This window comes from Enterobacter sp. 168J2, from assembly GCF_034107265.1.
In the GTDB taxonomy this organism is placed as follows: Bacteria; Pseudomonadota; Gammaproteobacteria; order Enterobacterales; family Enterobacteriaceae; genus Enterobacter; species Enterobacter nematophilus.
Genome location: NZ_JAWNEB010000008.1, coordinates 132,975 through 158,483, shown reverse-complemented (window position 1 = coordinate 158,483; position 25,509 = coordinate 132,975). Strand labels below are relative to the sequence as shown.

At 56.6% G+C, this 25,509-nt stretch carries 10 protein-coding genes and 2 pseudogenes; 4 read left to right on the top strand and 8 right to left on the bottom strand.

The window, feature by feature from the left end; all coding sequences use genetic code 11:
• Positions 1-490: 490 nt before the first annotated feature.
• The 3 genes and pseudogenes from USG84_RS24085 to cdiI form a co-directional block, all read left to right on the top strand.
• Positions 491-9,076: pseudogene (locus tag USG84_RS24085) on the top strand (filamentous hemagglutinin N-terminal domain-containing protein); the annotation flags it as partial.
• 2,103 nt (positions 9,077-11,179) lie between these two features.
• Positions 11,180-15,730 (top strand): annotated as a pseudogene (locus USG84_RS24080) (hemagglutinin repeat-containing protein); the annotation flags it as partial.
• An 11-nt stretch (positions 15,731-15,741) separates the two neighbouring features.
• On the top strand, positions 15,742-16,116 hold the full coding sequence (gene cdiI / locus USG84_RS19000; protein WP_151412317.1) for a ribonuclease toxin immunity protein CdiI: 375 nt from the start codon (positions 15,742-15,744) through the stop codon (positions 16,114-16,116).
• 447 nt (positions 16,117-16,563) lie between these two features.
• On the opposite strand, the gene USG84_RS18995 is transcribed toward cdiI, so the two are convergent.
• The 4 genes from USG84_RS18995 to USG84_RS18980 all read right to left on the bottom strand — a co-directional run bounded on the left by USG84_RS18995 (position 16,564) and on the right by USG84_RS18980 (position 20,095).
• A complete protein-coding gene (locus USG84_RS18995) occupies positions 16,564-17,652 on the bottom strand; it encodes an AAA family ATPase (RefSeq protein ID WP_151412318.1) in 1,089 nt (362 codons plus the stop codon).
• A gap of 145 nt (positions 17,653-17,797) precedes the next feature.
• Positions 17,798-18,757 (bottom strand): YbgA family protein, encoded by a 960-nt coding sequence (locus tag USG84_RS18990; RefSeq protein WP_253540198.1) that lies wholly within the window; start codon positions 18,755-18,757, stop codon positions 17,798-17,800.
• Between the two features lie 102 nt (positions 18,758-18,859).
• On the bottom strand, positions 18,860-19,270 hold the full coding sequence (gene uraH / locus USG84_RS18985) for a hydroxyisourate hydrolase (protein WP_151412319.1): 411 nt from the start codon (positions 19,268-19,270) through the stop codon (positions 18,860-18,862).
• Between the two features lie 99 nt (positions 19,271-19,369).
• On the bottom strand, positions 19,370-20,095 hold the full coding sequence (locus tag USG84_RS18980; RefSeq protein WP_193805414.1) for a MerR family transcriptional regulator: 726 nt from the start codon (positions 20,093-20,095) through the stop codon (positions 19,370-19,372).
• 117 nt (positions 20,096-20,212) lie between these two features.
• Between USG84_RS18980 and USG84_RS18975 the strand changes: the two genes are divergently transcribed.
• A complete protein-coding gene (locus USG84_RS18975; protein ID WP_061096661.1) occupies positions 20,213-20,737 on the top strand; it encodes a lipocalin family protein in 525 nt (174 codons plus the stop codon).
• Between the two features lie 3 nt (positions 20,738-20,740).
• Here USG84_RS18975 and USG84_RS18970 read toward each other — a convergent pair whose 3' ends face one another.
• From USG84_RS18970 to USG84_RS18955, 4 genes are read right to left on the bottom strand one after another with little or no spacing between them, the layout of a single operon-like run.
• A complete protein-coding gene (locus USG84_RS18970) occupies positions 20,741-21,751 on the bottom strand; it encodes a fimbrial protein (RefSeq protein WP_151412320.1) in 1,011 nt (336 codons plus the stop codon).
• On the bottom strand, positions 21,751-22,269 hold the full coding sequence (locus tag USG84_RS18965; protein WP_151412321.1) for a fimbrial protein: 519 nt from the start codon (positions 22,267-22,269) through the stop codon (positions 21,751-21,753). Before USG84_RS18965 ends, USG84_RS18970 begins: the two co-directional genes overlap by 1 nt.
• The gene (locus USG84_RS18960) at positions 22,260-24,785 is read right to left on the bottom strand and encodes a fimbria/pilus outer membrane usher protein (protein WP_320738420.1); all 2,526 of its coding nucleotides are present in this window, start codon (positions 24,783-24,785) and stop codon (positions 22,260-22,262) included. Before USG84_RS18960 ends, USG84_RS18965 begins: the two co-directional genes overlap by 10 nt.
• 23 nt (positions 24,786-24,808) lie before the next feature.
• The gene (locus USG84_RS18955; RefSeq protein WP_151412322.1) at positions 24,809-25,486 is read right to left on the bottom strand and encodes a molecular chaperone; all 678 of its coding nucleotides are present in this window, start codon (positions 25,484-25,486) and stop codon (positions 24,809-24,811) included.
• Positions 25,487-25,509 lie beyond the last annotated feature (23 nt).

Genomic DNA, 25,509 nt, shown 5'->3' with positions numbered 1-25,509 from the left:
GCATATCCCACCAGAACCATCCCCTTCCCGCGTATAGCAGAGACTTGCAATCGTCTTACATATCAAAAATTAGAGCAGACGCCCCATCTCTATTTAAATAGCGAAGTTAGACAAGCGAAATAATGCCATTTCCAGCGCCGATGCCCATCGATATCACATATTTTTAATGTTTTTTTACCCTTAACCTAAATATCGCTACTAATTTTGGTAGTGCTTGCTTTGGGACTATTCCTATTTATGGTAGGGGTGGCATACTGAAGAAAACTAAAAAAATTCTCTCTGCTTATGCGTAATTACAGTCCGGCTATCTTTCGTTGTTCGTTATTGTATTGCCCCCTCGGCAATACCGCATCTCTTTCTCCTGACTGAACGTGATATTCGCCGCCTGCTTAATATCGGGCAGGGCGCCTGGTTTTATTATCCGGGCGATTTGGCACCTGAGCACCTCGACATTTATTACCGTATTGGGTTGATGATTTAAGGTAAAGGCATGGATAAGCATCCCGTTGGATTAGCGAAGCGTCTGATTAGTTATCTGGTCATGTTTCTGGTGGCAGGGCAGCCAGTCTTTCCTGCAGTCGCAGCATCCATCAACCCGGTGACGCCAGGTACCCGGATGGACCAGGCGGGGAACGGAGTGCCGGTCATCAACATCGCCACGCCAAACCAGGCAGGCATTTCGCATAACCAGTTCCAGGATTACAACGTCGGCAAAGAGGGGCTTATCCTCAACAACGGCACGGACCGTTTAACCCAGACCCAGCTGGGCGGGCTTATCCAGAACAACCCCAACCTGCAGGCCGGGCGGGAAGCGAAAGGCATCATCAACGAAGTCACGGGAGCTAACCGCTCCCAGCTGCAGGGCTACACGGAAGTCGCCGGCAAGGCGGCAAACGTCATGGTGGCTAACCCGTACGGTATCACCTGTAACGGATGCGGGTTCATCAACACCCCCAACGCCACGCTGACCACGGGTAAGCCGCAGTTTGACGCTAACGGTAACCTGCTGGCGCTGGACGTGACGAAAGGAGCCATCACGGTTGAAGGCCAGGGGCTGGACGCCAGCAAGAGCGACGCGCTGTCGATTATTGCGCGCGCAACGGAAGTGAACGCCGCGATTCACGCGAAAGATCTCACGGTAACCGTGGGCGCCAACCGGGTTGCCGCCGACGACAGCGTCACGCCTGTCGCAGGGGAAGGCGCCGCTCCTCAGGTTTCTGTGGACACTGGCGCGCTGGGGGGGATGTACGCCAACCGTATCCATCTTGTTTCCAGTGAAAAAGGCGTCGGGGTTAACCTCGGGGATCTTAACGCTCGCCAGGGGGATATCACGCTGGATACCAACGGTAAGTTGGTGGTGAATAACAGCCTTGCAAGCGGTAGCCTGACGGCGAAGGCGGATAGCGTTGTCCTCAGCGGCGATCATAAAAGTACGGGAGCGATGCTGATCAACAGCCGTTCAGACGTGGCGGTGACGAACGGCAAACTGGTTAGCGATGGGGATATTACGCTTGCCGGAAATGGAAAGCTGAGCGTCGCTAACGGTACGTTAACGGCGGGTAAAGACATCAACCTGACCTCTGGCTCGCTTACCGCAGATACCACCAGTGAGGTTAATGCGGCTGGCGCCATTCAGGCTAACGTCGCAGGTGCTGCAAACCATGCGGGTAAGATGGTGGCAGGCAGCGGTATCTCCCTTTCCGCAGGCCAGCTCGCTAACAGCGGGAAAATGACCGCGAGCGGCGATCTGAACGTGAAGGCGGGAGGTTTTACCAATAGCGGTGCTGTACAGGCGCAGAAAAATACCCGGCTCGATCTGGGCTCGTTTAACCATACAGGTCAGCTGCTGGCCGGCGGCGTGCTGGGGATCTCAACGGGGGATGCCTGGATTGACGGCATGCTCAGCAGCGAGAGCGATCTAAGCGTTAGCGGTACCGGCGCGCTGAATATCGGGCAAAACGGGCAATTGCTATCCACCGGCAGGCTCGGACTGCAGTCTGACAGCGTCATCAACAACGGGCTGGTCAGCGGGAAACAGAATCTCGCGCTCACCAGCCGTCAATTCAGCGCTCTTCAGGGGAGTACGCTGACCAGCGGGGGCAGCCTGCAGCTCAATGCGGGTGATGCGCAGATCGCCGGGGAGGTTCTGGCCCAGGGCGGCCTGTCCTTCAGCGGTGACCGGCTTACGACGCTGGCGAGCGGGCAGCTTCAGTCGCAGGGCGATATGCTGTTGCAGGCGCATAGCGCCGCCGGGCTGGACGGTGTCCAGGCTGCAAAAGGCAACCTGACGCTCGCTACCGGCAGCTTAACGCATCGCGGTACGAGCCGCGGCAGCAACGTTTCTCTGCAGGCTAACCAGATTGACACCAGCGGCACCCTGCAGGCGGATAATGCCATGGCGCTGAGCGCCGAAACCATTTTTCAGCAGGCCGGAGGGGCGCTGCTGGCGCAGAAAGCGCTGCAGCTTAATGCCAGCCAGTTGACCAACGGTGGTTCGCTGGATAGCGATGCCTTAACGCTTGCCATTACCGGGCATACGGATAACCACGCGAGCGGCAAAATGACGGCCCGCAACGGACTCACGCTGACGGGAAATACCTTAACTAACGACGGCCAGCTGGCTGCAAGCGCGCTGGCGCTGACGCTAAATAACGCCCTAACTAACACGGCCTCCGGCAGCGTGCTCGCCGAAAATACGCTCGGCCTGACCGCTCCGGTGTTCAAGAACGCCGGGAGAGTGGCATCATCCGCTCTGAACCTGAACGCAAATACCCTCGACAATAGCGGCCTGCTGCAGGGCGGGCAAACGTTGCAGCTCGCTTCCGAAAGGCTGGCTAACCGGAGCGAGGGGAAAATCATCAGCGGCAGCGGGCTGAAGCTGAATATTCCACAGCTGGTGAATGCCGGGCTGATTTCGGTGAAGCAGGGGCTCACCATTGAAAGCCTGATGCTGACGAACAGCGGCAATCTTGAAGCTCAGTCAATGGCGCTGAAAGCGGGGCAGAAATTAAGTAATCAGCAAGGCGGCGTACTGCTGGCAGAAGCGTCGCTGGCGTTGAGCAGCCCGGAGTTTGATAACGCGGGCAGCGTTCAGGGTAAAACGCTGACGATTGACGCCGGGGAGTGGAGCAACGGGGGGCAGGTTTCGGGGCTGGACGATCTGTCGGTCAATGTCCGCGATACGTTTACTAACCTCGCCGACGGGCGGCTTGTTAGCCAGCAGGCTGGTCGCGTGAACGCCGGACAGTTTGCTAATTTCGGCGGCGTCACGGCAGACAATCTGCGCATTAGCGGCAACAGCCTGACTAACGACGGCTGGTTGCAAAGCGGCGGGGCGCTGGATCTGAATGTCGGCGCGCTGGCTAACCGGCTTTCCGGCACTCTTCAGGCAGGCAGCGGCCTGGCCGTTACCGTACAGCAGCTGGTTAATGCTGGCGCGATCTCCGCTCAGCAAGGCGCTGCTCTTGATGCGTTAACGCTGGATAACAACGGGCGGATTGAAGCTCAGGATCTGCAGCTGACGCTGCGCGAAAAGCTGAATAACCTGGCTGAGGGGATCCTCCTGGCCCAGCGTAGCCTGAAGCTCGCGACGCCGCAGCTCAGTAACGACGGACGTCTGATGTCGGAAAGCGCGACGCTGAACGCGAAGACGCTCGTCAATAAGGGTTTGCTGCAGGGGAGCGCGGCACTTTTCGCTGACGGTGAGCAGTTTAACAATGCTTCTGAAGGCGAAGTCGTCAGCGGCGGTACGCTTACGTTCAATGAGACCCAGCGGTTCAGCAACGCCGGTAAGGTGCAGGGCGAGACTATTGGTCTGAATACCAGAAAGGCGGATAACAGTGGCCAGTTGCTGGGATTATCTGCACTTAGCCTGAGCGGAACCGAAAGCCTCACCAATAGCGGTAATTTGCTCAGCAAAGGCAAACTGAGCCTTACGAGCGAGCAGCTGGATAACCAGGGGCAGATTGCGGCGCCCGAGCTGAATATCAACACCCGGCAGATGACCAATAACGGTTTGCTTCAGGGTGACCAGCTGTTTGGTTTTACCGCCTCCTCACTCCATAACCAGAAGCAGGGCAGCATTATCAGCGGCAGCGGGCTCAGGCTTGCCATTCCCGACCTGGTTAACGCTGGTTTGATTTCGGTCATTCAGGGGCTGGCTATCGAGGCCGCGACGCTGGACAACGCCGGTAACATCGAGGCGAAGGATTTAAGGCTGACGCTGCGCCAGCAGCTGAATAACAAGGCGAAAGGTGTGCTGCTGGCGGATGATACGCTTCATCTGTCGACGCCTGTATTCACCAACCAGGGGCAGCTGATTAGCCGCTCAGGCACGATAATTGCCGATACCCTGTCAAATGCGGGGTTACTGCAGGGAAACCAGGGGCTTTCCGTCAGCAGCCAGACGCTGGATAACCTTTCAGGGGGGCAACTCCTGAGCGGTAGCGCGCTGACCCTGAATACCGTGCTGGGAAAAAACGCCGGTCGCCTGCAGGGGGATACGGTTCAGGTTGATGCGGAGCGGCTGGATAACAGCGGCCAGGTGCTTGCTATCAACGACCTGTCGCTCACCGCCGGGGAGTTGAATAATACTGCTGGCGCAGAAATGAGCGGCAGTGGGGGCAGTTTACATGTTGAGCAATTGGTCAACGCCGGACTGATCTCGGTCAGCCAGGGGCTGGCTATCGACGCGCTGACGCTAACGAATGGCGGCAATATAGAAGCGGGCAATCTGACGTTAACGTCGGTACAGATGCTGAATAACCAGGCCAGTGGCGTACTGCTGGCGGACAATACCCTCTCGCTTGACGCTGCCAGCGGTGATAACGCCGGGAAGCTTATTGGCAGCAACGCGCGTCTTGCGGTGAGCAGCTTAACAAACAGCGGGCTGATTCAGGGCAACCAGTCCCTCGGGCTGCAGGGCAGCCAGCTGAACAACATTGCCAGCGGCCAATTGCTGAGCGATGGCGATGTCGGGCTTAACGTTGCCCACCTGGAGAATGCTGGTCGGGTTCAGGGGAAAAAACTGACGCTCACGGGCGGACAGTCTGGCGGGGTTAACCGCGGACAAATGCTGGGCCGCGAGGCGCTGAATATCCTGTTCGCCGGAGCGTTCAACAACGACGGGCGCCTTATCAGCCAGAGTAACCTCAGCCTGAAAAGCGGAGGGGTTACGAATACCGGCGTCATTGCTGCCGCGACGATTGACGTCGACAGCGCGGCGGCGCAGGCAAAAAACAGCGGGTTAATTCAGGCCGACGGCAGGCTCAGCTTCGCCGCCGCCTCCTTGTCCAACCAGAAGAGCGGTTCGCTGGTGGCAGGCGATGATATAGCGCTCACAGTATCTTCGCTAATCAATGACGGGCTGATTTCGACGGGGAAAAACCTGCGTCTCGATGGGACGTCTCTTGATAACCGCGGTGGCCTGGAAGCGCTGAACGTGCAGCTGAATCTGTCCGGTCAGGTAAACAACCGGCCTGAGGGGCATCTTTTTGCTGACGACCTGCTGACGCTTAACGCCGGAAGCTGGCGTAACGACGGACAGCTTATCGGCAACAACGTCATTATTACGTCCGGCCAGGGGCAAAATAGCGGCCTGTTGCAGGGCGATACCGGCCTTAAACTTACCGTTACCGGCCTCGATAACGATCGAGCAGGCAAGATAGTCAGCGGCGGGCTGCTGGATATCACCGGCCACGAGCTGAATAACAATGGTCTGATGCAGGGGCAGAGCACGCTTCTGCACGGCGCGGATTTCACTAATGCGGGTTCGCTGACGGGCAAAGGCGATCTGACGCTGAATGTGGATAATACCGCGATCGTCACCGGGCAAATGCTGAGCCAGGGCACGCTACAGCTTGCTGCGAATCATCTTGATAATAGCGGTATTCTGGCGGCGAATGCGGTGAGCGTGAACACCGGAGAGCTCAACAATACCGGGACGCTGCAAAGTAATGGTGCCCTGGACCTCGTGGCGGACGCGTTCAGCAACGTTGGTACGCTTCTGGCCAAACAGGCGCTGAATCTCACGAGCGCAATGCTGACGAACAGCGGCGTGATCCAGGGCGACACGCTGACCCTCGCGGTAAAAAATGCGCTAACCAACGGGGACACGGGCAAAGTCCTTGCCACCCAGGCGCTGGCTTTTGACGGCAATACGTTAACCAACAGCGGCACGCTGGCGGCAGATAATGCGCGTCTGGCTCTCGGGATCCTGAATAATAGCGGCCTGGTGCAGGGTAACAACGGGCTGGCGATCCAGGGACAAGCGGCACAGACCTCGGGCCTGAGAAGTGCCAACGTCGCGCAGACGCCTGCTGCCAGAGTGATTAATAACCTGATCGGCGGACAGCTGTTAAGCGGCGGTGATTTAGCGCTAGCCGCGGATAAGGGCGATAACGCTTGCACGCTACAGGGCCGGACGCTGAATGTTAAGGCCGGAAGCTGGAATAACGAGGGGACATTGCTCGGCCAGCAAGGCGCGAGCCTGAACGTCAGCAGCACGCTGGCAAACAGCGGAACGCTACTCAGCCAGGCCGGGTTTGATATTCAAGCTGGCGCTTTAGATAACCGCGGTCAGCTGGCGGCTGGCACGCTTAACCTGCAATCGGACAGCATCAGCAACAGCGGTTTATTACAGGGCAGCGCGGCGTTGACGTTCAATACCCGGGCTCTGGATAACTTTACCGGTGGACAGATTCTTTCCGGCGGATCGCTCAATCTCGATCTGCCGCAGTTTACCAACGGCGGGCTCGTTCAGGCGAGCCAGGACATGACGCTGACGACCGGCAGCTTTAACAACCTGGGCACATTGTCTGCCGGGGCATTAAACCTTAACGTCGCGCAACAGCTAAATAACCAGAGCGGGGGCAAGCTGCTGGCGGCCCGTCAGCTAAGCAGCCAGAGCGCCAGCCTGACGAATAACGGCGTGCTTGCCGCGAAGAGTGTCGATCTCATCAGCGGCCAGATCGACAACAACGGTATCCTGCAGGGAGACAGCGCGCTGGGGCTGCACACGCCGCGGCTCAACAACCTTACGAATGGGCAAATTGTTAGCGGCAGCTCGCTGAATCTCTCCATCCCGCAGATGGTCAACCAGGGGCTGATGTCTGTAAAAGAGGCGCTGATCCTTTCCGGAGCCACCCTGGATAACCAGGGCACGCTGCAAGGGAGCCGCGTGGGACTAAGCTTCTCCGGCGACGTCGTGAACCGCAGTAATGCGCGCCTGGTGGCACAAAAAGATCTCACCCTGAGCGCGGCCAGTCTTAACAACCAGGGTACGTTAGCGGGAGATTCGGTGAATATCATCACCAACCTGTTGACCAACGTCGGCTTGCTGCAGGGCAACAGCGCGCTGGCGCTGAACTCCCTCACGCCATCCACCCTGGCGATTAACAATAAAACCAGCGGGCAAATTATTACCGGCGGGGCGCTGACGCTCACTTTGCCGCAGTTGACCAACCAGGGGCTGCTGCTTTCGCAGCAGGGGCTCACGCTTAATCTCGATAATCTCGACAACCAGGGTATTGTGCAGGCGCGCGATCTGGGCCTGAACATCGTCAACCTGCTGACGAACCAACAAAGTGGCCGACTGCTCGCTCAACAGGGGGTGACTCTGACGGCCGCACGGCTGGACAACGCAGGTCAGCTGGCGGCGAGTAATGCCACGCTGGCAGTCAATATCCTGAATAACCGCGGCGTGCTTCAGGGCGACGGCGGGCTGTCGATTACCGCACCGACGCTGAACAACCTGACGGGCGCGAAACTGCTGACCGGCGGACAGCTGACGCTTAAGGCCGGTCAGCTCGCGAATGGCGGGATAATGCAGGGGCAACGGCTCGGCGTGAACGCGAGTGGCTGGAACAACAGCGGCAGCGCGCTCGGTATCGACGGAGTGACCGCGCAGGTTGATAACCAGTTGACCAACACGGGTCGCCTGCTTGGCCAGGGGAGTACGCGCGTCACTGCGGGGACGCTGAATAACCAGGGCTCGCTGCTGGTTGACGGTGATCTGATACTGGACGGCGGCAGCCTGTCAAACGGGGGCAGTCTTCAGGGCACTACCCTGACGGTAAATAGCGGCACGGTCGATAACGCCGGTTCCGTGATTGGTCTGAACGCCCTTACGCTTCAACCTCTTCAGGGGCTAACCAACCGGGCCGGTGCGTCGATGAAAACCCAGGGAACGCTGCTGGCGGGTGGACAGAGCATCACGAATGATGGTCTGTGGCAGTCGCAATACCTGAAGGTTAATGCGCGGCAGTTACAGAACAACGGCACGCTGCAAAGCGCGGGAAATATGGATCTCGCGCTGGCCGCTTCACTGATCAATACGGGCTCAATGGTGGCGAACGGGACGGCCACGTTCGGGGCGCCAACGCTGAAAAACCAGGGACAAATGCTGGCGAAGAAGATGTCGCTGTCGGGCGGTTCGCTCAGTAACAGCGGCAACATCAGCGGTGCTGACGGCCTTGGCGTCACGCTCAGCGGCGATCTTGACCAGCTGGCGGGTGCGAAGCTGTTAAGCAACGGCCTGCTCAGCATGGGCGCCAATATCCTGACCAACCTCGGCCATATTCAGGGGAACACCCTGACGCTGAATGCCGGAAGCCTGAATAACCAGGGCCGCATGGAGGCCAATACCGCACTCAACGCCACGCTGCGCGGTAACGTCGATAACGGACGCAATGCCGTGATGCTGAGTCAGGGCTCGTTCCAGCTGGGCGCACAGACGCTGAATAATGACGGTACGCTACAGGGGAACGGTAATACGCAGCTCGACCTGCGCGAACGCGGCAGTAATCAGGGGCAGTTACTCAGTGGCGCAACGCTGACGCTGAACGCGTCGGGGCTGACCAACAGCGGCTGGGTGCAGGGTTTTGCCCTGTGGCTCAACGCCGGTTCGCTGAATAACAGCGGTACGGTGCTGGCGCATCAGCAGGGAACGCTGGGCGGCAATGATATTGTAAACAACGGCATGCTGCAGGGCGCGAGCCTGACGGTTAATCCGGGTCGGCTCGATAATAACGGTACGGTGTATGCCACCCAGAATCTGGGGATCGCTGCCTCGCAGGTCAATAACGCTGCTGCTGCCCGGATGCTAAGCCAGGGTAACCTGGCGATTAACGCCGGGAATACCAGCCTGCAGGGGCAGGTTGTGGCGCTGGGGGACCTCTCCCTCGCGAGCAAGGCTTCCTATAATCAGCTGACTACGCTGGCCGCGGGGAATACGTTGTCCGTCACCAGCCAGGGCGATATCACGACCAATGGCCTGATGCAGGGCAAGGGGATACAGCTTTCCGCTGCGGGTACGCTGAATAATAACGGCCAGCTGCGGGCGGGCTATGGCGAAAGCCAGCTCAGCGCAGGGCAGCTAAACCTGAATGGTACAGGCAGCGTCGAGGCGGGCGGTACGCTGCGCCTGAGCAGCCTGAACGGTATTAATAACGCAGGGTTTGTCGGAACCGCAGGCGATCTGATTGCCAGCGCCGGAAGCACGCTGCTGAATAGCGCCCTGCTGTACGCGGGCAATAATATGAGCCTGCTGGCGAACAGCATCCGTAACGCGCGCGGCGATATTCTGGCCGGCAACAGCCTGTGGATGCAGCGCGACAGCGCAGGTAACGCTAGCGCGGAGGTCGTGAATACTTCAGGCAGTATTGAAACCCAGCGTGGCGACATTTCGATTCTGACCGGGCATTTAGTAAACGAGCGGGATGGGCTCAATGCTGTGCAGAGCGAAACGAATATCGCGCCGTCCTGGGTTAAGGGGGGAACGGCGGATATTCCAGTGGACTGGATTTCGTCTTCCGGTACCGGCAAGTACGGTATGTATGTGACGGAAGGACAGCGTTTTCACGGCCACGGTGACGACTGGTACCAAATGCTTGGCAACTATGCGCCTTATGAAGACGCGGATGTTCAAAAAGTTGCCGTTAAAACTGTTTCGGTTTCCGTGAGCGCGAAGGGGCAGCAGTCCCGCATTGCGTCCGGCAGAGACATCATCGCCCGGTCTGATAACGTTGAAAATATGGCGTCGTCGATTCTGGCGAACAGAAATATTCAGCTTTCAGGAAGTACCTTAAATAACCAGTCATGGCTAAACGGCACGTCGACGGTTTATAACGTTTATCGCTATGGGGTAGGCAATAAATATGCCCCCAGACCTGATGAGACCACGCGAAGCTATGACAAGCTGGTATCAAAATCGATTAGCTATGTTCTTGACAGTGTGACCACTGAAGGGACCAGCGGAGACGTTTATCGCGCCGTTATCCAGGCCGGCGGTGCGGTAGTCGCCAGCTTCAGCAACAATATAAGCAATACCTCCACCACGGCGAACGCTCCTGGCTATAAGCCTGAGCTCAGTGCCCCCGGGTTGAACCTGTCGGGCGGCCCGACGGTTGCGTCTGGCGCTAAGGCCACCGGACTCGGTGCGGCAACCAACCAGAGCGTTACTGCACCGCAGGCAACCATTAACCTGCCCGGCGGTGGGAATGGCATAGGTAATGCGGAAGCGCTCACCAGCCGCAATGCCGGTAATAACGGTCTGGCATCGATTGATAACCATCCACAGAGCATCGGTGATTTTGGCCAGGCTGGCGGCAAGCTGGCCGACGTTCACCTGCAGGCAACGGGTTTAACCACCCAGAACGGTGCGAACGGTACGCCGGTTGATTTAACCGGGACCGGTGCAGCCCTGGTGGTTCCCGGCAGCGCGGGTGGCAAGCATACGACTATTGCCAGCGATGCCGTGGTGCTGGCGGGGCAGCAGCAGTCGGGGACAAGCGGGACATCCTCTCTGGCTTCCCGCGATAAGATCGGTGAAATCGCTGCGGTAACGGCTCAGATCATTTCGCTTTCCAGCGGCGGGAAAACGCCTCCCCCACCGGGTTATAACTACCGCCCAATTTCGCTTACCGATATCTCGTCAGTTGCCCCAGCGCTGACCCGCAATGGTTCGCCGATTAAGCTGAGCGACTATCCGCTACCGGCCAATAATAACGGCTATTTTGTGGCAAACCGCGATCCGAAAAGCCCGTATCTGATTGTTACCAACCCGAAACTGGCGGGTTTAGGTCAGCTGGACAGCAGCCTGTTTAATGATTTGTACAAGCTGGCCGGGACGACGCCGCCTTCGGCACCGCAGGAAACCCGTACAACCTATACCGATGCCACGCAGTTCCTGGGGTCGGATTATTTCCTGGCGCGTCTGAATCTGCGTCCGGAATATGATTACCGTTTCCTGGGCGATGCGGCCTTTGACACCCGCTACGTCAGCAATCAGATCCTGAACGAGACCGGTAGCCGCTACGTTAACGGCGTGGGCTCCGACCTTGAGCAGATGCAGTATCTGATCGATCGCGCCGCTCAGGCCCGGGATAAGCTGGGGTTACAGCTCGGCGTCAGCCTGTCGGAAGAGCAGGTTGCCTCGCTGGATTCCAGTATCCTGTGGTGGGAAAACACGGTGATCGAGGGGCAAAATGTCCTCGTGCCAAGGCTGTACCTGTCGGCGAAGGATGTGGCGTTTAACAAAGGGAGCATTATCGCCGGGAACCAGGTGATCCTTAATGCCGGCAGCATCACGAATGACGGCAGTACGCTGCAGGGTAAAAGCCTGCTGGCAGCCAGCAGCCAGAGCACAATCAATAACATCAATGGCGGCCTGATCGGTTCCAGCGGAAGCCTGCAGCTTAGCGCCCTGGGCGATATCAATAACGTGGGGTCAACCATCAGCGGGCAGAAGGTTAGCCTTGAGAGCGTGGGGGGCAGCATTATTAACCAGACGCTGACCAACCAGTGGACTATCTCGGGCGCCACGAACGGATGGAACAGCCAGGCCGTCTCGCTGACGCAAACCGACCTGGGCGCACTTGCTTCCATCAACGCGACGGACAGCCTGACCCTGAGCGCCGGGAAAGATATCATCAATACCGGCGCTAACCTCAGCGCGGGTGGCGATATGTTGTTAAAAGCGCTTGATGATATCTCTATTATCGGGAATCAGCTGGTGACGCGCGATCGTTTTGGCCGCAATCTTAATGAGATCGTCACCAACCAGGGCAGTACGGTAAACAGCGGGGGCAACCTTGGACTGCAGGCGGGGCACGATCTGAACGTTACGGGCAGCAATCTGACGGCCGGAGGCAGCGCTGCGCTTTGGGCGGGCAACGATCTGGTGCTGGATGTGGCGCAGAATAGCCGCCACAGCCAGACCGCGAAAACGGATTCCCTGAAGACGGATAATACGCGTACAGTCATTAGCGCTGGCGACGATCTGACGCTGGCCGCAGGCCGCGATCTGCGCAGTAACGCCGCAGCGCTTGCCGCACAGGAGCGCGTGGGGCTGCAGGCTGGGCGGGATATCGATCTGCTGGCGGCAGAGTCTACAACCAGCGATAAATACAGCGCGAAGAAAAAAGTCGAGATCAACCAGTCCGTGCGCCAGCAGGGAACGGAGATCGCCAGCGGGGCGAATACGCAGATCCTCGCCGGACGCGATGTCACCACCGAAGCCGCGCAGGTGACGGCGAAGGGCGATATCGGCGTGGCGGCAGGCCGCGACGTCAGCCTCGATACCGCAACCGAAAGCGATTATCACTACAAAGAGGAGACCAAAACTAAGAAAGGACTCTTCAAGAAAACCACTACGCACACTATCGATGAGGAGAGTGCGACTTACGAGAAAGGATCATCGTTCAGTGGAAATAACGTCACTGTCACAGCCGGAAATGATGTGACAGTGAAGGGATCTTCGATCATTGGTGATAGTGATGTTGTTCTCAAAGCGGGTAACGATGTCAATGTTGTGGCCGCGACCAATGAGCAATCTTCATATCATTTGAAAGAGAAGAAAACCAGCGGCCTGATGGGTAGCGGTGGTATCGGCTTTACGATCGGGACCAATTCCACTCGTCACCGGGTTAACGAAGACGGCACGACGCAAAGCCAGAGCGTGAGTACCATCGGCTCCACTGGCGGTAATGTCAGCATTATTGCGGACAGCAAAGCACATATTAGCGGTGCAGATGTAATCGCTGCTAAAAACCTGAATGTAGCTGCCGGAGAAATTGCAGTTGACCCGGGCAATGATCTGCTTCGCCGAAAAGAAACGTATGAACAGAAGAAAAGTGGCCTGACGCTGTCCGTTTCGTCTGCCATTACTGATGCGGCAATGGCGGCAAATAACGCCATTAAGCGCGGCACTGAAGTCAGCAACGATCGCCTGAAGGCACTTTATGGCGTAAAAGCCGCGCAGGAAGCCTGGGTTGCCGGCTCTGGCGTGGCTTCCATGGCTGGTGGTGCTGCCGGTGGTGACATGAATGCTGTTCGGGTTGAACTGAATATTGGCTCAAGCAAAAGCAAATCCACTTCAGAACTGAAGCAAAATGAAGTCCGAGGCAGCACGCTCACAGCCGGAGGCGACGTGAATATGGTCGCTACCGGAAATAATGGGGCGAGCGGCGATTTGCATATTACAGGCAGTGGTGTAACGGGAAATAACGTTACGCTAGTGGCGCAGAACGATCTGATACTTAATGCTGCCTCCAATAATCGTGATCAAAAAAGCTCTAACAACAGTAGTGGGTGGGCGGCTGGTGTGCATGTCTCGGTCGGAAAGGAAACAGGGATTGGTGTTCAGGCGAGTGGCTATCAGTCCAAAGGTGGTGATGACGGGAAAACGACTGAGCATGTGAATAGCCGTGTCAATGCCCGCGACGATCTAAGCATGAGCAGCGGACGTGACATGGTCATTGCCGGTGCGCAGGCGCTGGGTGACAAAATTACTGCCGATGCGGGCCGCGACCTGCTGATAACCAGCCTGCAGGATACTGATGACTACCGCAGCTGGCAGAAAGACGTCAGCGGGGGAGCCAGTTTCACGTTCGGTACCATGACGGGGTCAGCTTCACTCAACATCAGTAACAGCAAAACTAAAAGTGAGTATGCGAGCGTCGGTGAGCAGAGCGGCCTTTTTGCGGGGGAAAAGGGTTTTGATATCACCGTCGGCAAACACACGCAGCTGGACGGGGCTGTCATCGCCAGCACATCTACAGCGGATAAAAACTCTCTGGAAACGGGCACGCTTGGCTGGCGTGACATCCATAACAATGCCGAATATAGCTCAGACACGAAAGGAATCAGTGCAGGGTATGCAGGCGACAAGAATGGAAGCGGCGGTAGCGCAGTACCAGTTATTGGAATAGGGGCGCATGGCGATACGTCCGGCACGACACATTCTGCAATAGCTGACGGCGCAATAACCATTCGTGAAAAGGAAAATCAACAACAGGATGTCGCTGAGTTAAGTCGCGATACGCATAACGCCAACGGCCATATTGATAAGATCTTCGACAAAGAAAAAGTTCAGGAGCAGCAGGAATTAGCCGGCCTGTTCGGTCAGATCGCGAATCAGGCTGCTGGCGACCTCGGCGCTAAAATGGGCTGGGGTGCAGACAGCAAAGAGAAAGCCGCTATTCATGGCGTAATTGGTGCGCTTCAAGCGAGCCTGGGTGGCGGTAATGCCTTGGCTGGTGGTGTTGCAGGTCTTAGCAGCGAAGCCTTTGGCGAAATGGTAACGGATTATCTGGGCACCCACACTTCACTCGGTGAAAGTGAGAAAGGGGCAATTGTTCAGTGGGCGGCAGCGATAAGCGGCGCCACCATTGGTGGGATCATTGCCGGAACGAACGGGGCGCAGTCGGGGGCGGCGGCTTCAATAGATTCTGTGCGTTACAACTACCTTAATCATAAAGAGGCCGAGCGTAAAAAACAGGTTGAACATGAGCTTGAGAGCGGTGATTTAACCGCAGAAGAACGCCAGACGCTAACGCAAGAACTTGCTGATATCAACGCCATGGATAAAACCCGCGATCAGCAAATTCTGGATGTATGTACTCAGGGCAATAAGAGCAGCGCAGGCTGTGGGCAACTTGTTGTACAAGCACAGAAAGCATTGGAAGGATATGGCGATAGCGCTGCGGGTTATAGATTATCATACAAGGACATCTTCCCAGAAGATTACAGTAATGCTGCCGCAATTATGGAAGGTCTTGATTCTGGGAGCATTACTCGCGATGCGGCAATTAAGGGTATAGTTGATAGTACTGGCAAAAAATGGGATGAAGTGGCTAAAGCCTATGATGACGCAATGCAGACACATGCGATTGTGAGCATCATTGCAGGAATGAAAGGAACTGATTCTGTAACACCAAAAACAACTGTTGTTGAAACGGCATCCGGTCAAAAAGCTACAATAAAAACCACAGGTAACGTTGCAGAAGTAACTTATCCTGACGGAATTAGCTTTAAAATAAACCAGCCTGCTCATCTTTCAACACTTGATGGCTACTCGCAGAAAAAAGGCATAACTGGCGCGCATAATGCAGAGGAATTTTATGCTGCGGCAAAAAAATACAATGTCAAAATTGTTAGTAAAACGTATACTGAGACAAAAGGAATAACTCAAGTAACTTATCAGATACCGTCCTACGATAGAGCCGGAAATGTGACTGGATACAAAGCTGCAGAGTTACCTAAAACTATTTATGATCCTAATGTTTTCACTGATAGCAAAATGTTGGAGTTAGGACAACAAGCAGCAGCCAGCGGTTATGAGGCAGCTATGAAACAGGGGTTGCAGGCATATGATGCCCATGCTGGAGGTGTGAGTTTTAGAGTTTATATCGATAAAGCTACTGGCATGGTCAATAATTTCCATCCTCAGTGAAAGGTAATAAAATGAGCAAAGAATTATTTGGACAACCATATGATAAAAGTGATCCATATTGGATTATTAAGTCATACTTCGATCGAATGTACGGAAGTGGATTGTTCATTAAGGCTATCGGTTACATGGCCGAAAAAAATAGTTTCCATCTTGATGGCGCATATTGCAGCTTTCCTGATATGGACAGTTGCTTTGAGGAAGAGCATTTTGAAGGGGTTGAATTTTCATATGGCTATCCTCCAGATGATAGCGATACGATCATTGTAAGTGAAAGTATTTGTTATAAATACCTTGCAAAAGCTTGCGATAAATATTTAAAGTATCATCCAGAAGATGATTTAAAAGTCAACTCCATTTTGGAAAGATCATTTCTTAAAAATGGCTAATTGATGACTAGATTCTCTTTTATGATCACCTTGAGTCTTGAAGTCAATGGTTTCTTTATATAGGATTACATTTTAATTAAAACCTTTGACTCTTTAAGCTGTGGGTGATCGCTAAAGATTATCATTGAGACGTAATCGAAAATTCATCTCCTTATGCTCGTATGAGTAACTTTTTTTAATTAAAGATAGAGCGATTGTCAGGGCTCTAATATATGGAAATTAATACTTTAAAAATGTTCATATTTTTAATTCCACCTAAGATTAGGTGATTTTATTCTTCTCAACCATTAATGATTGATTTGCATCTTTCAGTGAGTTGATTAATCTCCGGCGGTCCGGCCTCATCAGCCCTTTTTTATGGTTAAGCCGGGCCGGATATCTGGTTTTCTTTATTGGCATGCTTCACTGAAGCGAGATATTGCAAAACAGTCTCCGTGCCTCTGGAGACTACCCCAGCCTCTCCACCCTCGTCTCCCCCTCCGCCATCGACAGCTGATACAGCGAGAACGATCTCTGCTTCTCAATCAACGTCGCCAGCTCCGGCGAGTGGCTGGTGAGCCAGATCTGCGAGTAGCGGCTGGCCTCGGCGATTAAGCTCGCCAGCGCGGGCAGCATCTGCGGGTGCAGGCTGTTCTCCGGTTCGTTCAACGCGATAAACGCCGGTGGGCGCGGGCTTAACAGCGCTACCGCCAGGCACAGAAAGCGCAGGGTGCCGTCGGAGAACTCCGCCGGTTCCAGCGGCCTGCTTAGCCCCTCGCGCTGCATCATCATGCGAAAACGTCCGCCGGTGTTGTCGCTATAAAACACGCAGCCGGGGAAGGCCTGGTCGAGAATGCGCATCAGCAGCAGCTCGTCGCCAATCTCCACGATGGTCTGAAACGCCGCCGCCAGGTTAGCGCCGTCGCTGGCCAGTACCGGAGAGCGGAAACCGACCTGCGGGGCGCGCATCGCCGAGCCGGATGAGACGGAAAACTCATGATAAAAGCGCCAGTTACGCAGGGACTCGCGCATCTGCGACACTTCCGGGTAAAGATGCGGTTCGCCGAGCTGCCCGAATACCGATTCGTTCTCATACAGCGTGCCGCTGTGGGTCACTTTTTCATGATGCACGTTGTTCAGAAACACGGCCTGATTCCTGCGCTTCATCAGCTGTGACGAAGGCCGACGGTGCTGGCCGCTCAGCCAGATGGACTCCTCTTTGATCACCGGGTCGAGTTGAAACTGCGAGGGATACGGCAGCTTCTCCACAAATCCGACCTGCAGCTCGTATTCGTAGGATTCGGTTTCCACCGCCAGATTCATCCGCCGCAGCTGGTCGCTGCGGGTTTTGCCTGCCCAGAACACCTTCAGAATGCCGCCCTCGTTCGCCAGCGCCTGGGAAAACTGCCCCTGGGCGGCGCTGTGCATCAGGTATATCGCCTTGTAAATATTGGATTTTCCGGTACCGTTCGGCCCGAAGACGATGTTGAGCTGCTCCAGCTCCAGCGACATCTCGCGGATGGAGCGGTAGTTTTGAATGTGCAGGGTGTTGATCACAGGCAGGCCCCTTTTGCAGAATAAGCCTGTATATAATCACAGTCTTTGAGATGAAATGCAAAAAAGAGACGACAGTGAGGATGTCGTCTAAACGGGGTACTGCTTTGGGCCTCTACGGGTCAATGGGGCCTTCGCATTTTTATGATCACTTAACTGCCAGACGCAGACCCAAATCATCAGGATAGGGATCAAAGTAGTTTTGCGTCATCAGATACCGGTCGGGGTACTCGGCCAGGTAGTGCTTCAGCAGCGTGATCGGCGCGAGGATAGGCAACTGTCCGTTGCGATAGTGCAGGATCACGTCGCGCAGCTCGCCGCGCTGGCGGCTGTTCAGCTGGTTACGGAAATACCCCTGAATATGCATCAGTACGTTGGTGTGATTCTTCCGTGAAGCAGGTTTTTTCAGGATGGTCATCAGCTTTTCCCGGTACGCCACGAAAAAGGCGTCCAGGTCTTCCCACTCGTGCAGCGAGGCAACGAACGGACCGATTTCACGGTAACCCGCCTGGTGGTGCGCCAGCAGCTGAAGCTTATAGCGGCTGTGGAAGTCCAGCAGCGCGCGGCGCGTGAGGCCATTTTTACGCAGCGTGTTCAGTTCGTGCAGCGCAAAAACGCGCTCGACGAAGTTTTCCCGCAGCACCGGATCGTGCAGGCGTCCGTCTTCTTCCACGGGCAGCCACGGCAAGGTTTCAAGGAGGGCGGCGGTGAACAGCCCGACCCCCTCCTTGCGGCCCCGGTTGCCGTTTTCATCGTACAGCCGCACGCGTTCCATGCCGCAGCTTGGGGATTTTGCACAGACAACAAAGCCTGCGAGATCGCCGATTTTCGGCAAATAATCTGCCGCAAAGTCAGCCATTTTCTGCGTAACGTCTTCGTGAGGGGCGTGGCTGAAGCGCATCTGCGTTTCACCGTCTGTCGTGACGATAAGACGCAGCGCCGGACGAGGCGTAGGCAGGCCGATGGCCATCTCCGGGCAGACGGGCCTGAAATTCACCCACTGGGCCAGCTCATCCATGACGAAGCCCATGCGTTTGTGTCCGCCGTCAAAGCGAACGGCGGATCCGGTCAAACATCCGCTAATACCGAGCACAGGTTTCGTTGTCATGGTGTAGTCCTCCCGTTCATATAACTAAAACTTACACAACATGACTAATTTGTCCAAGTATTCGCGGAACTATTTTTTATAATCCTTTAAAATCAATGCGTCTTAACTGCCCTTGTAGGTCGAGTAACCGTACTGGCTAAGCAGAAGCGGGATGTGTAGCTTCTCGTTGGTGCGGGTCACGGTAAACAGCACCGGGATCTCCGGGAAGAAGGTGTCCAGCTTTTTACCGTGGAAGTACTCTGCGGTTTTGAAGGTCACTTTATACACGCCGGGCTGCATGTCCTGATCCTGCGGATAGAGTGATTTGATACGGCCATCGTGGTCGGTTTTGCCGCTGGCGACCTGAGTCCATTTATCCTGCTGCTGCTTTTCCAGCGTAACGGTAACGTCTGATGGCGGCATTCCGGTTTGCTGGTCGAGAATGTGGACGCTTAGCGTGCCGGCAGGGGCGCTAAAGGCGGCAGGAGCAAAGGCCATCGAGGCCAGGATCAGCAGAGGGATAGTTTTTTTCATGGTGTTTTCCTGTTGAGTTAGTCGTCACAGGAAAACGTTAGCATCTGCGGCGCGGGAAAATATTCAACTTTTCGTGAAGATTCCCGCAGGAGAAAATTATCAGAGGATAATCACTTCAAGCGATACCTGCTGCTGCCACTGTTCCACCTGCTTTTTCCGCCCGGCGGTGAGCTTGCCGCTGGTGACCAGCAGCCATTTCCGCTCCGGGAAAATCTCCGGTGCCAGCGCATCAGGGGGAACCGGCAGGATGTCGATCCGGTGGCCCTGTCCGGTGCGCGTTAAGGCTTCGAGCCAGATCTCGCACGGGTCATTCAGGTGCCAGCCGCTGAGCAGAATGTTATCACCCGGCGCTTTTTTATCGCCTTCGAGGCAAAACGAGGTGTAGGCGATGATGATGCCGTCGAGGATCGCGCGCAGGGTCATGGCGGCGGCGACGTTGGCCGAGACCTGGCTGCGCAGCGGACGCAGTACGTTCGCGACCAGTTCGGGTCTTGGGTATTCGCGTCCGGCGTCGTAAATCATCTGGCGCAGGGACTCGACTTTGCCGTCCTGCAGGCGTTGCAGCATGTTCTGCTGCAGGGTTTGCCAGTTGTTGGTCCGCCCCAGCGTCGGACGTTCCAGCAGCGGTTTCACCTGGCCAATCGGGACGCCTTTTTTTACCCAGTCGAGGATTTTGAGCGCCTGCTGGACGTCCTCATCGCTGTACTGGCGGTGGCCGCCTTCCGTGCGCTGGGGCTTGAGTAAACCGTAGCGACGCTGCCACGCCCGCAGGGTGGTGGCGGTGATGCCGCTGAGTCTGGCGAATTCGCCGATGGAGTAAGCCATGTCCGTGTCCAGAGTGGAGGAATACTCTCAATATACTACGAATTTTCCCGAACGGGATGAAGCGCCGAAAGGGTGCACTACACTTAACTTCCAACCGTGCAAATGAAAGGAATTCTCATGAAGCTATGGCCTGTTGTGACCGGTGTTGCGATTGCCCTGACGCTGGTCGCCTGTAAATCCCCCACTCCGCCGAAAGGCGTGCAGCCTATTACCAACTTTGAAGCCAGCCGCTATCTCGGCAAATGGTACGAAGTCGCTCGTCTGGAAAACCGCTTTGAACGCGGTCTGGAGCAGGTGACGGCGACCTATGGCGAGCGCAGCGACGGCGGCATCAGCGTGCTCAACCGGGGTTTTGATCCGGTGAAGAACAAGTGGAACGAGAGCGAAGGGAAAGCGTACTTTACCGGCGAGCCGACCACCGCCGCGCTGAAGGTGTCGTTCTTCGGCCCGTTCTACGGTGGGTATAACGTGATCAAGCTGGACGATAAGTATCAGTATGCGCTGGTTAGCGGCCCGAACCGCGACTACCTGTGGATCCTGTCGCGCACGCCGACCATCCCGGATGCGGTGAAGCAGGATTACCTGAACACCGCGCGCAGTCTGGGCTTCCGGGTTGACCAACTGGTGTGGGTGAAGCACTAGCCCCTACTGGTAGGAAAACGTAATGCTGGCCAGCGCATTGGCCGAGCCGGGGACCAGCTCTCCGGTTCGGATGTATTGCGCCTGGAACGGCAGGGTGAGCGTTTGTGCTGCGGCAGTGCTCTGGATAAAAAACTGGCCCGTCGCGCCCGCTGCCGAGCTGTCCGGCCCCATCATCAGCGGGCCGGTGCCGTTGTAGAAAAATTGCACCCCAACGCCGGACGCCGTGGAGTCTCCGGTCAGCGTCACCACCGACGACGTATTTGACGGCGTGGTCTGATCGGTCATCACCGCGTGAACCGCCACGTTCGCGTCGCAGGTCAGGCCAACGGTAAACGTCCCCGATGGCGACGTGCTTCCCACCGTGGGCAAGGTGCGAATATCAATGGTGCCCAGCGCCACGCTGGCGTTTTTACTGCCGACCGTGCACCCGCTGGCGGTCACCGTGATGGTGGTCGGGCTGATAATCACCCGCGCCGTTTTCGTCTCGTTGTTATAGGCGGTTAATACCGCGGCTTCGATGGTGGGGATTTGATAGATGCCGGATTTCAGGGCGGCACCGGTTTTAATAAAGGTGACTTTTGCTGACCAGCCTAAGCTGGTCGCATAACCGCTGGTACCGTCTGCCGGGTAGCTTTGTGTAACACCGCTTTGCAGCGGCATCCAGGCGGAGCCGTTAAAATCTTTCAGCCCGATGATATACCCCACGCCCGGCACGCTCGTTTCGAAAATGGTGTAATTCGCGCCATCGATCGTGACCGTCATGCCGCTTGAAATGGCGCTACTGCTCGGCTCCAGTGTGCCTTTGGAACAGGTAAAGACCCAGCCGCACCAGAATACCTGCTGGACGCTGGCGGTGGCGCTCCAGGTGGAACCAATAATTTTACCTGGAACCACCGAATCCGCCGGACCGCTGTAGGTCATCGGCTGAGGGGAGAGCGTAATGTCCGATTTCCAGTCCAGCGCCTGTACGCTGGCGCAGAAAAATAACCCGCTGATAAAAAACAGTAAACGCATCACAAATACTCCGTTGTCCAGGTGGCGAAGGCTGACACGTCCCCGGCGCTCACGGGTGCGCCGGTGGCCACCAGCTGCGCGTAGAAGGTCATCTGTACGCTGTCATCCCCCGCCGTTCCATACGCGATGGTTTGCGTGTTGAGAGGAACGAGCACGTTCTCTTTATCGAGGATCTGAACCGCCACGCCGGTTGCGCCGCCGTCGGCAATTTTTAGCAGCTGCGGATTAGTGTCATCCGGCGTGCCGCTGAAGCGAATTTTTACGCCTGCAAAAGTCGGCCCGCACGCTTCGAGCCTGAGCGTAAAGGGCGTTTTAATATTGCTGACGGCCCCGGCCCGGCTGAACTGCTTAATGCCGATGGTTCCCAGCGGCACGTTTTGCTCCTCAGAGCCCTCTGCTACCACGCAGGTATTGCCGATCAAATTGCCGGTGACGGAGACCAGCACGTCATAGCCGCGAACGGGAAGGGTGCAAACCAGCAGCAGCGTGATGCAGCCGATTCGAAGCATTACTGGCATACCACCTCCTGAGAATAGAGACCGATGCGGGCGTTATAGTTTTGCTTGCTTAACGCATAGGAAATGGCGCAGCGCTGGCCGCTGCCGCGACCCCACTCGGCGTTCAGCGTGCCCTTCGCGGGCAAACCGGAGAGATACAGGCTGCCGCCATCGCCAACGATACCGCTGGTTTTGTCATCATCGAGCGAGACCAGCGTGCCGAAGGGGAGCACGTCGTTGCCGTGACGCACGATAAACATCGCTTTTGCCCCCCGGTGCGTGGTGAAGGTGGCGCGAACCAGGGCGCCGTCGGTAGGCGTTTTGTTGGCGATGGCATTTTCCAGCTCCACGTCGTTGTCGACGGTCGTTACGTCCAGCGCGACCTGGTTGACGCGGTATGGCGTGGCGTACGGGATCACCGCGTAGCCCCGGCGGTCCGTTTTAATGCCCTTGTGGTTAAGTACGGCGACGTTGCTGGCCCCCGGGGCTTTCACCAGAATGTTGGTGTTCCCGAGCGGCTGGCTTAGCGTCAGGCCATCTTCATGCAGTACCGCGCCGCCGCTGATGCCGTAGCTGAGGTTGCGGGAGTCGCTGGCGTAGCTGTAGCCCAGGTTGTAGTCTCCCCACGCGCCTTCGTATTGCAGGTTGGCATCGCCGCCGTAGTGCTGTTGTGCGCTGTAGCGCTGGTTGACGCTATAGAACAAATTCTCCTGGCCCGGCAGGTAGCCGCTCACGCCCGTACTGGCGGTTGTGCCGGTTGAGTCCGCATGGGTTGTGGAAAAGCGCGCGCGGGTCGACAGCGCCGGGTTGCCCAGCGGGACCGAAATCGACATCGACAGGATGTTATCTTTCTTGTCGTCATACAGGCTCGAGCTCCGCTGGGCGCTGACGCCAAGCGACACATTACGAAACGTGGCGTTCCACGCAAACTGCAGGCTTTGCGTGGTTTTCGACGTGTTCCAGTAGGTCTGCTGGTCCCAGGAGAGCGACAGCGAGCCGTATTGCCCCATCGGCTGCGACAGCAGCAGCTGGTTTTTTGCTTTGCGCGACATATGCAGGTTGTACACGTTGTCGTAATGGGTGGTCACGGTGCCGTCGTTTTCCACGGTCTGCTTTGGCGATCCGCCCGTCATCCCTTTGTAGGTGGTATCGCTGAGGGTATAAAACCCTTTCGTGGAGTAGCGCAGCGAGAAGAAGTTAACCCGGGTACCGATATCGTTCAGCAGCTTGCTGTAGCGCAGGCGCACCGAATCACCGGTGTAGCGCCGATCGTCAGCCAGCTGGCTGCGGGCGTGGGTCATGTCGATGGAGTAGGCGCCAAAGCGGCCAAGGTTCTGCCCAAACCCGAAGGCCAGGCCGTTATAGCGATCGGCAAACTGCGCCCCGCCGTAAAACGTGAGGCCGTATCGCCAGCCGTAGAACAGCTCGCCCTGCGCGAAAGCGGGCGCATCCTGGTTGCTCGTCGGACGGTATTTCCCGACCCCCAGGGCATATTTCACCTGTCCGTTACGCACCAGGTTCGGCACGCTGGCAAAGGGAAGCGTGTATTGCGTTTTGCTGCCGTCGTTCTCCTGAATGGTGACCGCCAGATCGCCGCCCGAGGAGGTCGGGTAGAGATCTTTCAGCACGAACGCCCCCGGCGGAACGGAGGTTTGATAGATGATGTTGCCGTTCTGGCGAACCGTCACGGTGGCATTGCTACGCGCGATGCCGCGAACTTCAGGCGCGTAGCCGCTGAGGCTGGCGGGCAGCATGTTGTCATCGGTTTTCAGGGCGATGCCGCGCAGGCCCACGGAATCGAACACCTGCGCCGATGTATACGTTTCCCCGGCGTAAACCTGCGCGCGCAGGGCGCGTATATCGCGCTGCAGCCAGGTTTGCACGTGGGTGAGCTCATTGCTGTCTTTGGTCCACGTGGTGAAATCACGCAGACGCCACGCGCCCAGGTTGACGCCGCTGTTAAGGCTCGCAAACAGCTGCTGTTCCCGCGTGCGCGTCTCGCCGCGATACTCATTGTTCGAGCCATTGACCACATAATTCAGCCACGCGGCAGGAATGCCCGTCTCCCAGCTTTCCGGGCTGATGTACCCGCGCGGCAAATTGCGCATCGCACTTTGCGGTACGGTGAAGCTCAGGGTGAGCGTCTTCTGGTCCAGATCAAACTGCGCATCCGCAAACGCCTTCGTTAAGAAGATGCAGCGTTGCGCCAGCGCCAGCGCGCCGCCCTTCGCCTGATGACTATCGATGCCCAGCGCGTCGAATTGCTCTGGCGTGAGGCAGGGCAGCGCTTCACCCGTGCCGTCTTCAGCAAGGCGGAACGTGACGTTACCTGTGAACGCGTAGCTGGTATTGATATACACGTTGAGGTTGTAATCACCCGGCGGCAACGCGCTCCCGGCGTTGACCCAGGCGAGATCGGCGCTGTTTGCGCTCTCGCCGTTGAGGAACGCGGGGTTAAAGCGCAATTCGCTTTCAGCAGCCACGGCTTGCCGAATCACCAGGGCGATCGCCGTGGCGCACAGGATTTTTATTTTCACGTGGTCACGCCTTACTGTTTTTATTAGTGGGATAACGACGCGCGCGTGGCGGGCGTCCATGCCCCGTAATCGTTAATGGTCTGATAGCTCATGCTGCCCGCATGGCTGAAGGTTTCGGCTAGCGTCACGCTGCTTTTCGGGGGCACCATCACCGGCTGCACCGGCATCCCGTCAATTTTCACGTTGATGGTGGTGAGGTAGTACGGCGTGGGGTTGCTGAGCGTGACCTTTCCGGCCCGGTAGGCACCGGCCAGTTTTTTCCACGCTTCTCCCGGGCTCTCACTGAGTCCCGCCGGGCGATAAAAGACCTTGATGCGGTTTGCCGACGCAAACTGCAGCGTATTTCCGGCGCCGCTTTTAGCCTGCTGTGGGATGGCTTTCACTGTCATCCAGTAGAGCGTCTCCCGATCCTCTGGCAGAGCTTTGCCGTTAAACATGATTTTCACCGCGCTTTCGCTGGCCGGTTTTATGACGTACAGCGGTGGTGTTATCACGAAGTCGTTGGTGCGTTCGCCTTTCTCGTTCTCCATCCAGGACTGGATCAGGAACGTGGCGTCGGGATGGGTGTTTCTCACCTGCATCATGGCCTGATTGGTGGCGCTGGAGTAGACCATTCGCGTTGCGCCCAATCCCACGCCACCGGCAGAGACGGCGGATGAACATAACGCGCCCGCCAGGCAAATCCATGTATTTACGCGCATAGTGCGTCTCCTTAACGCTAAGC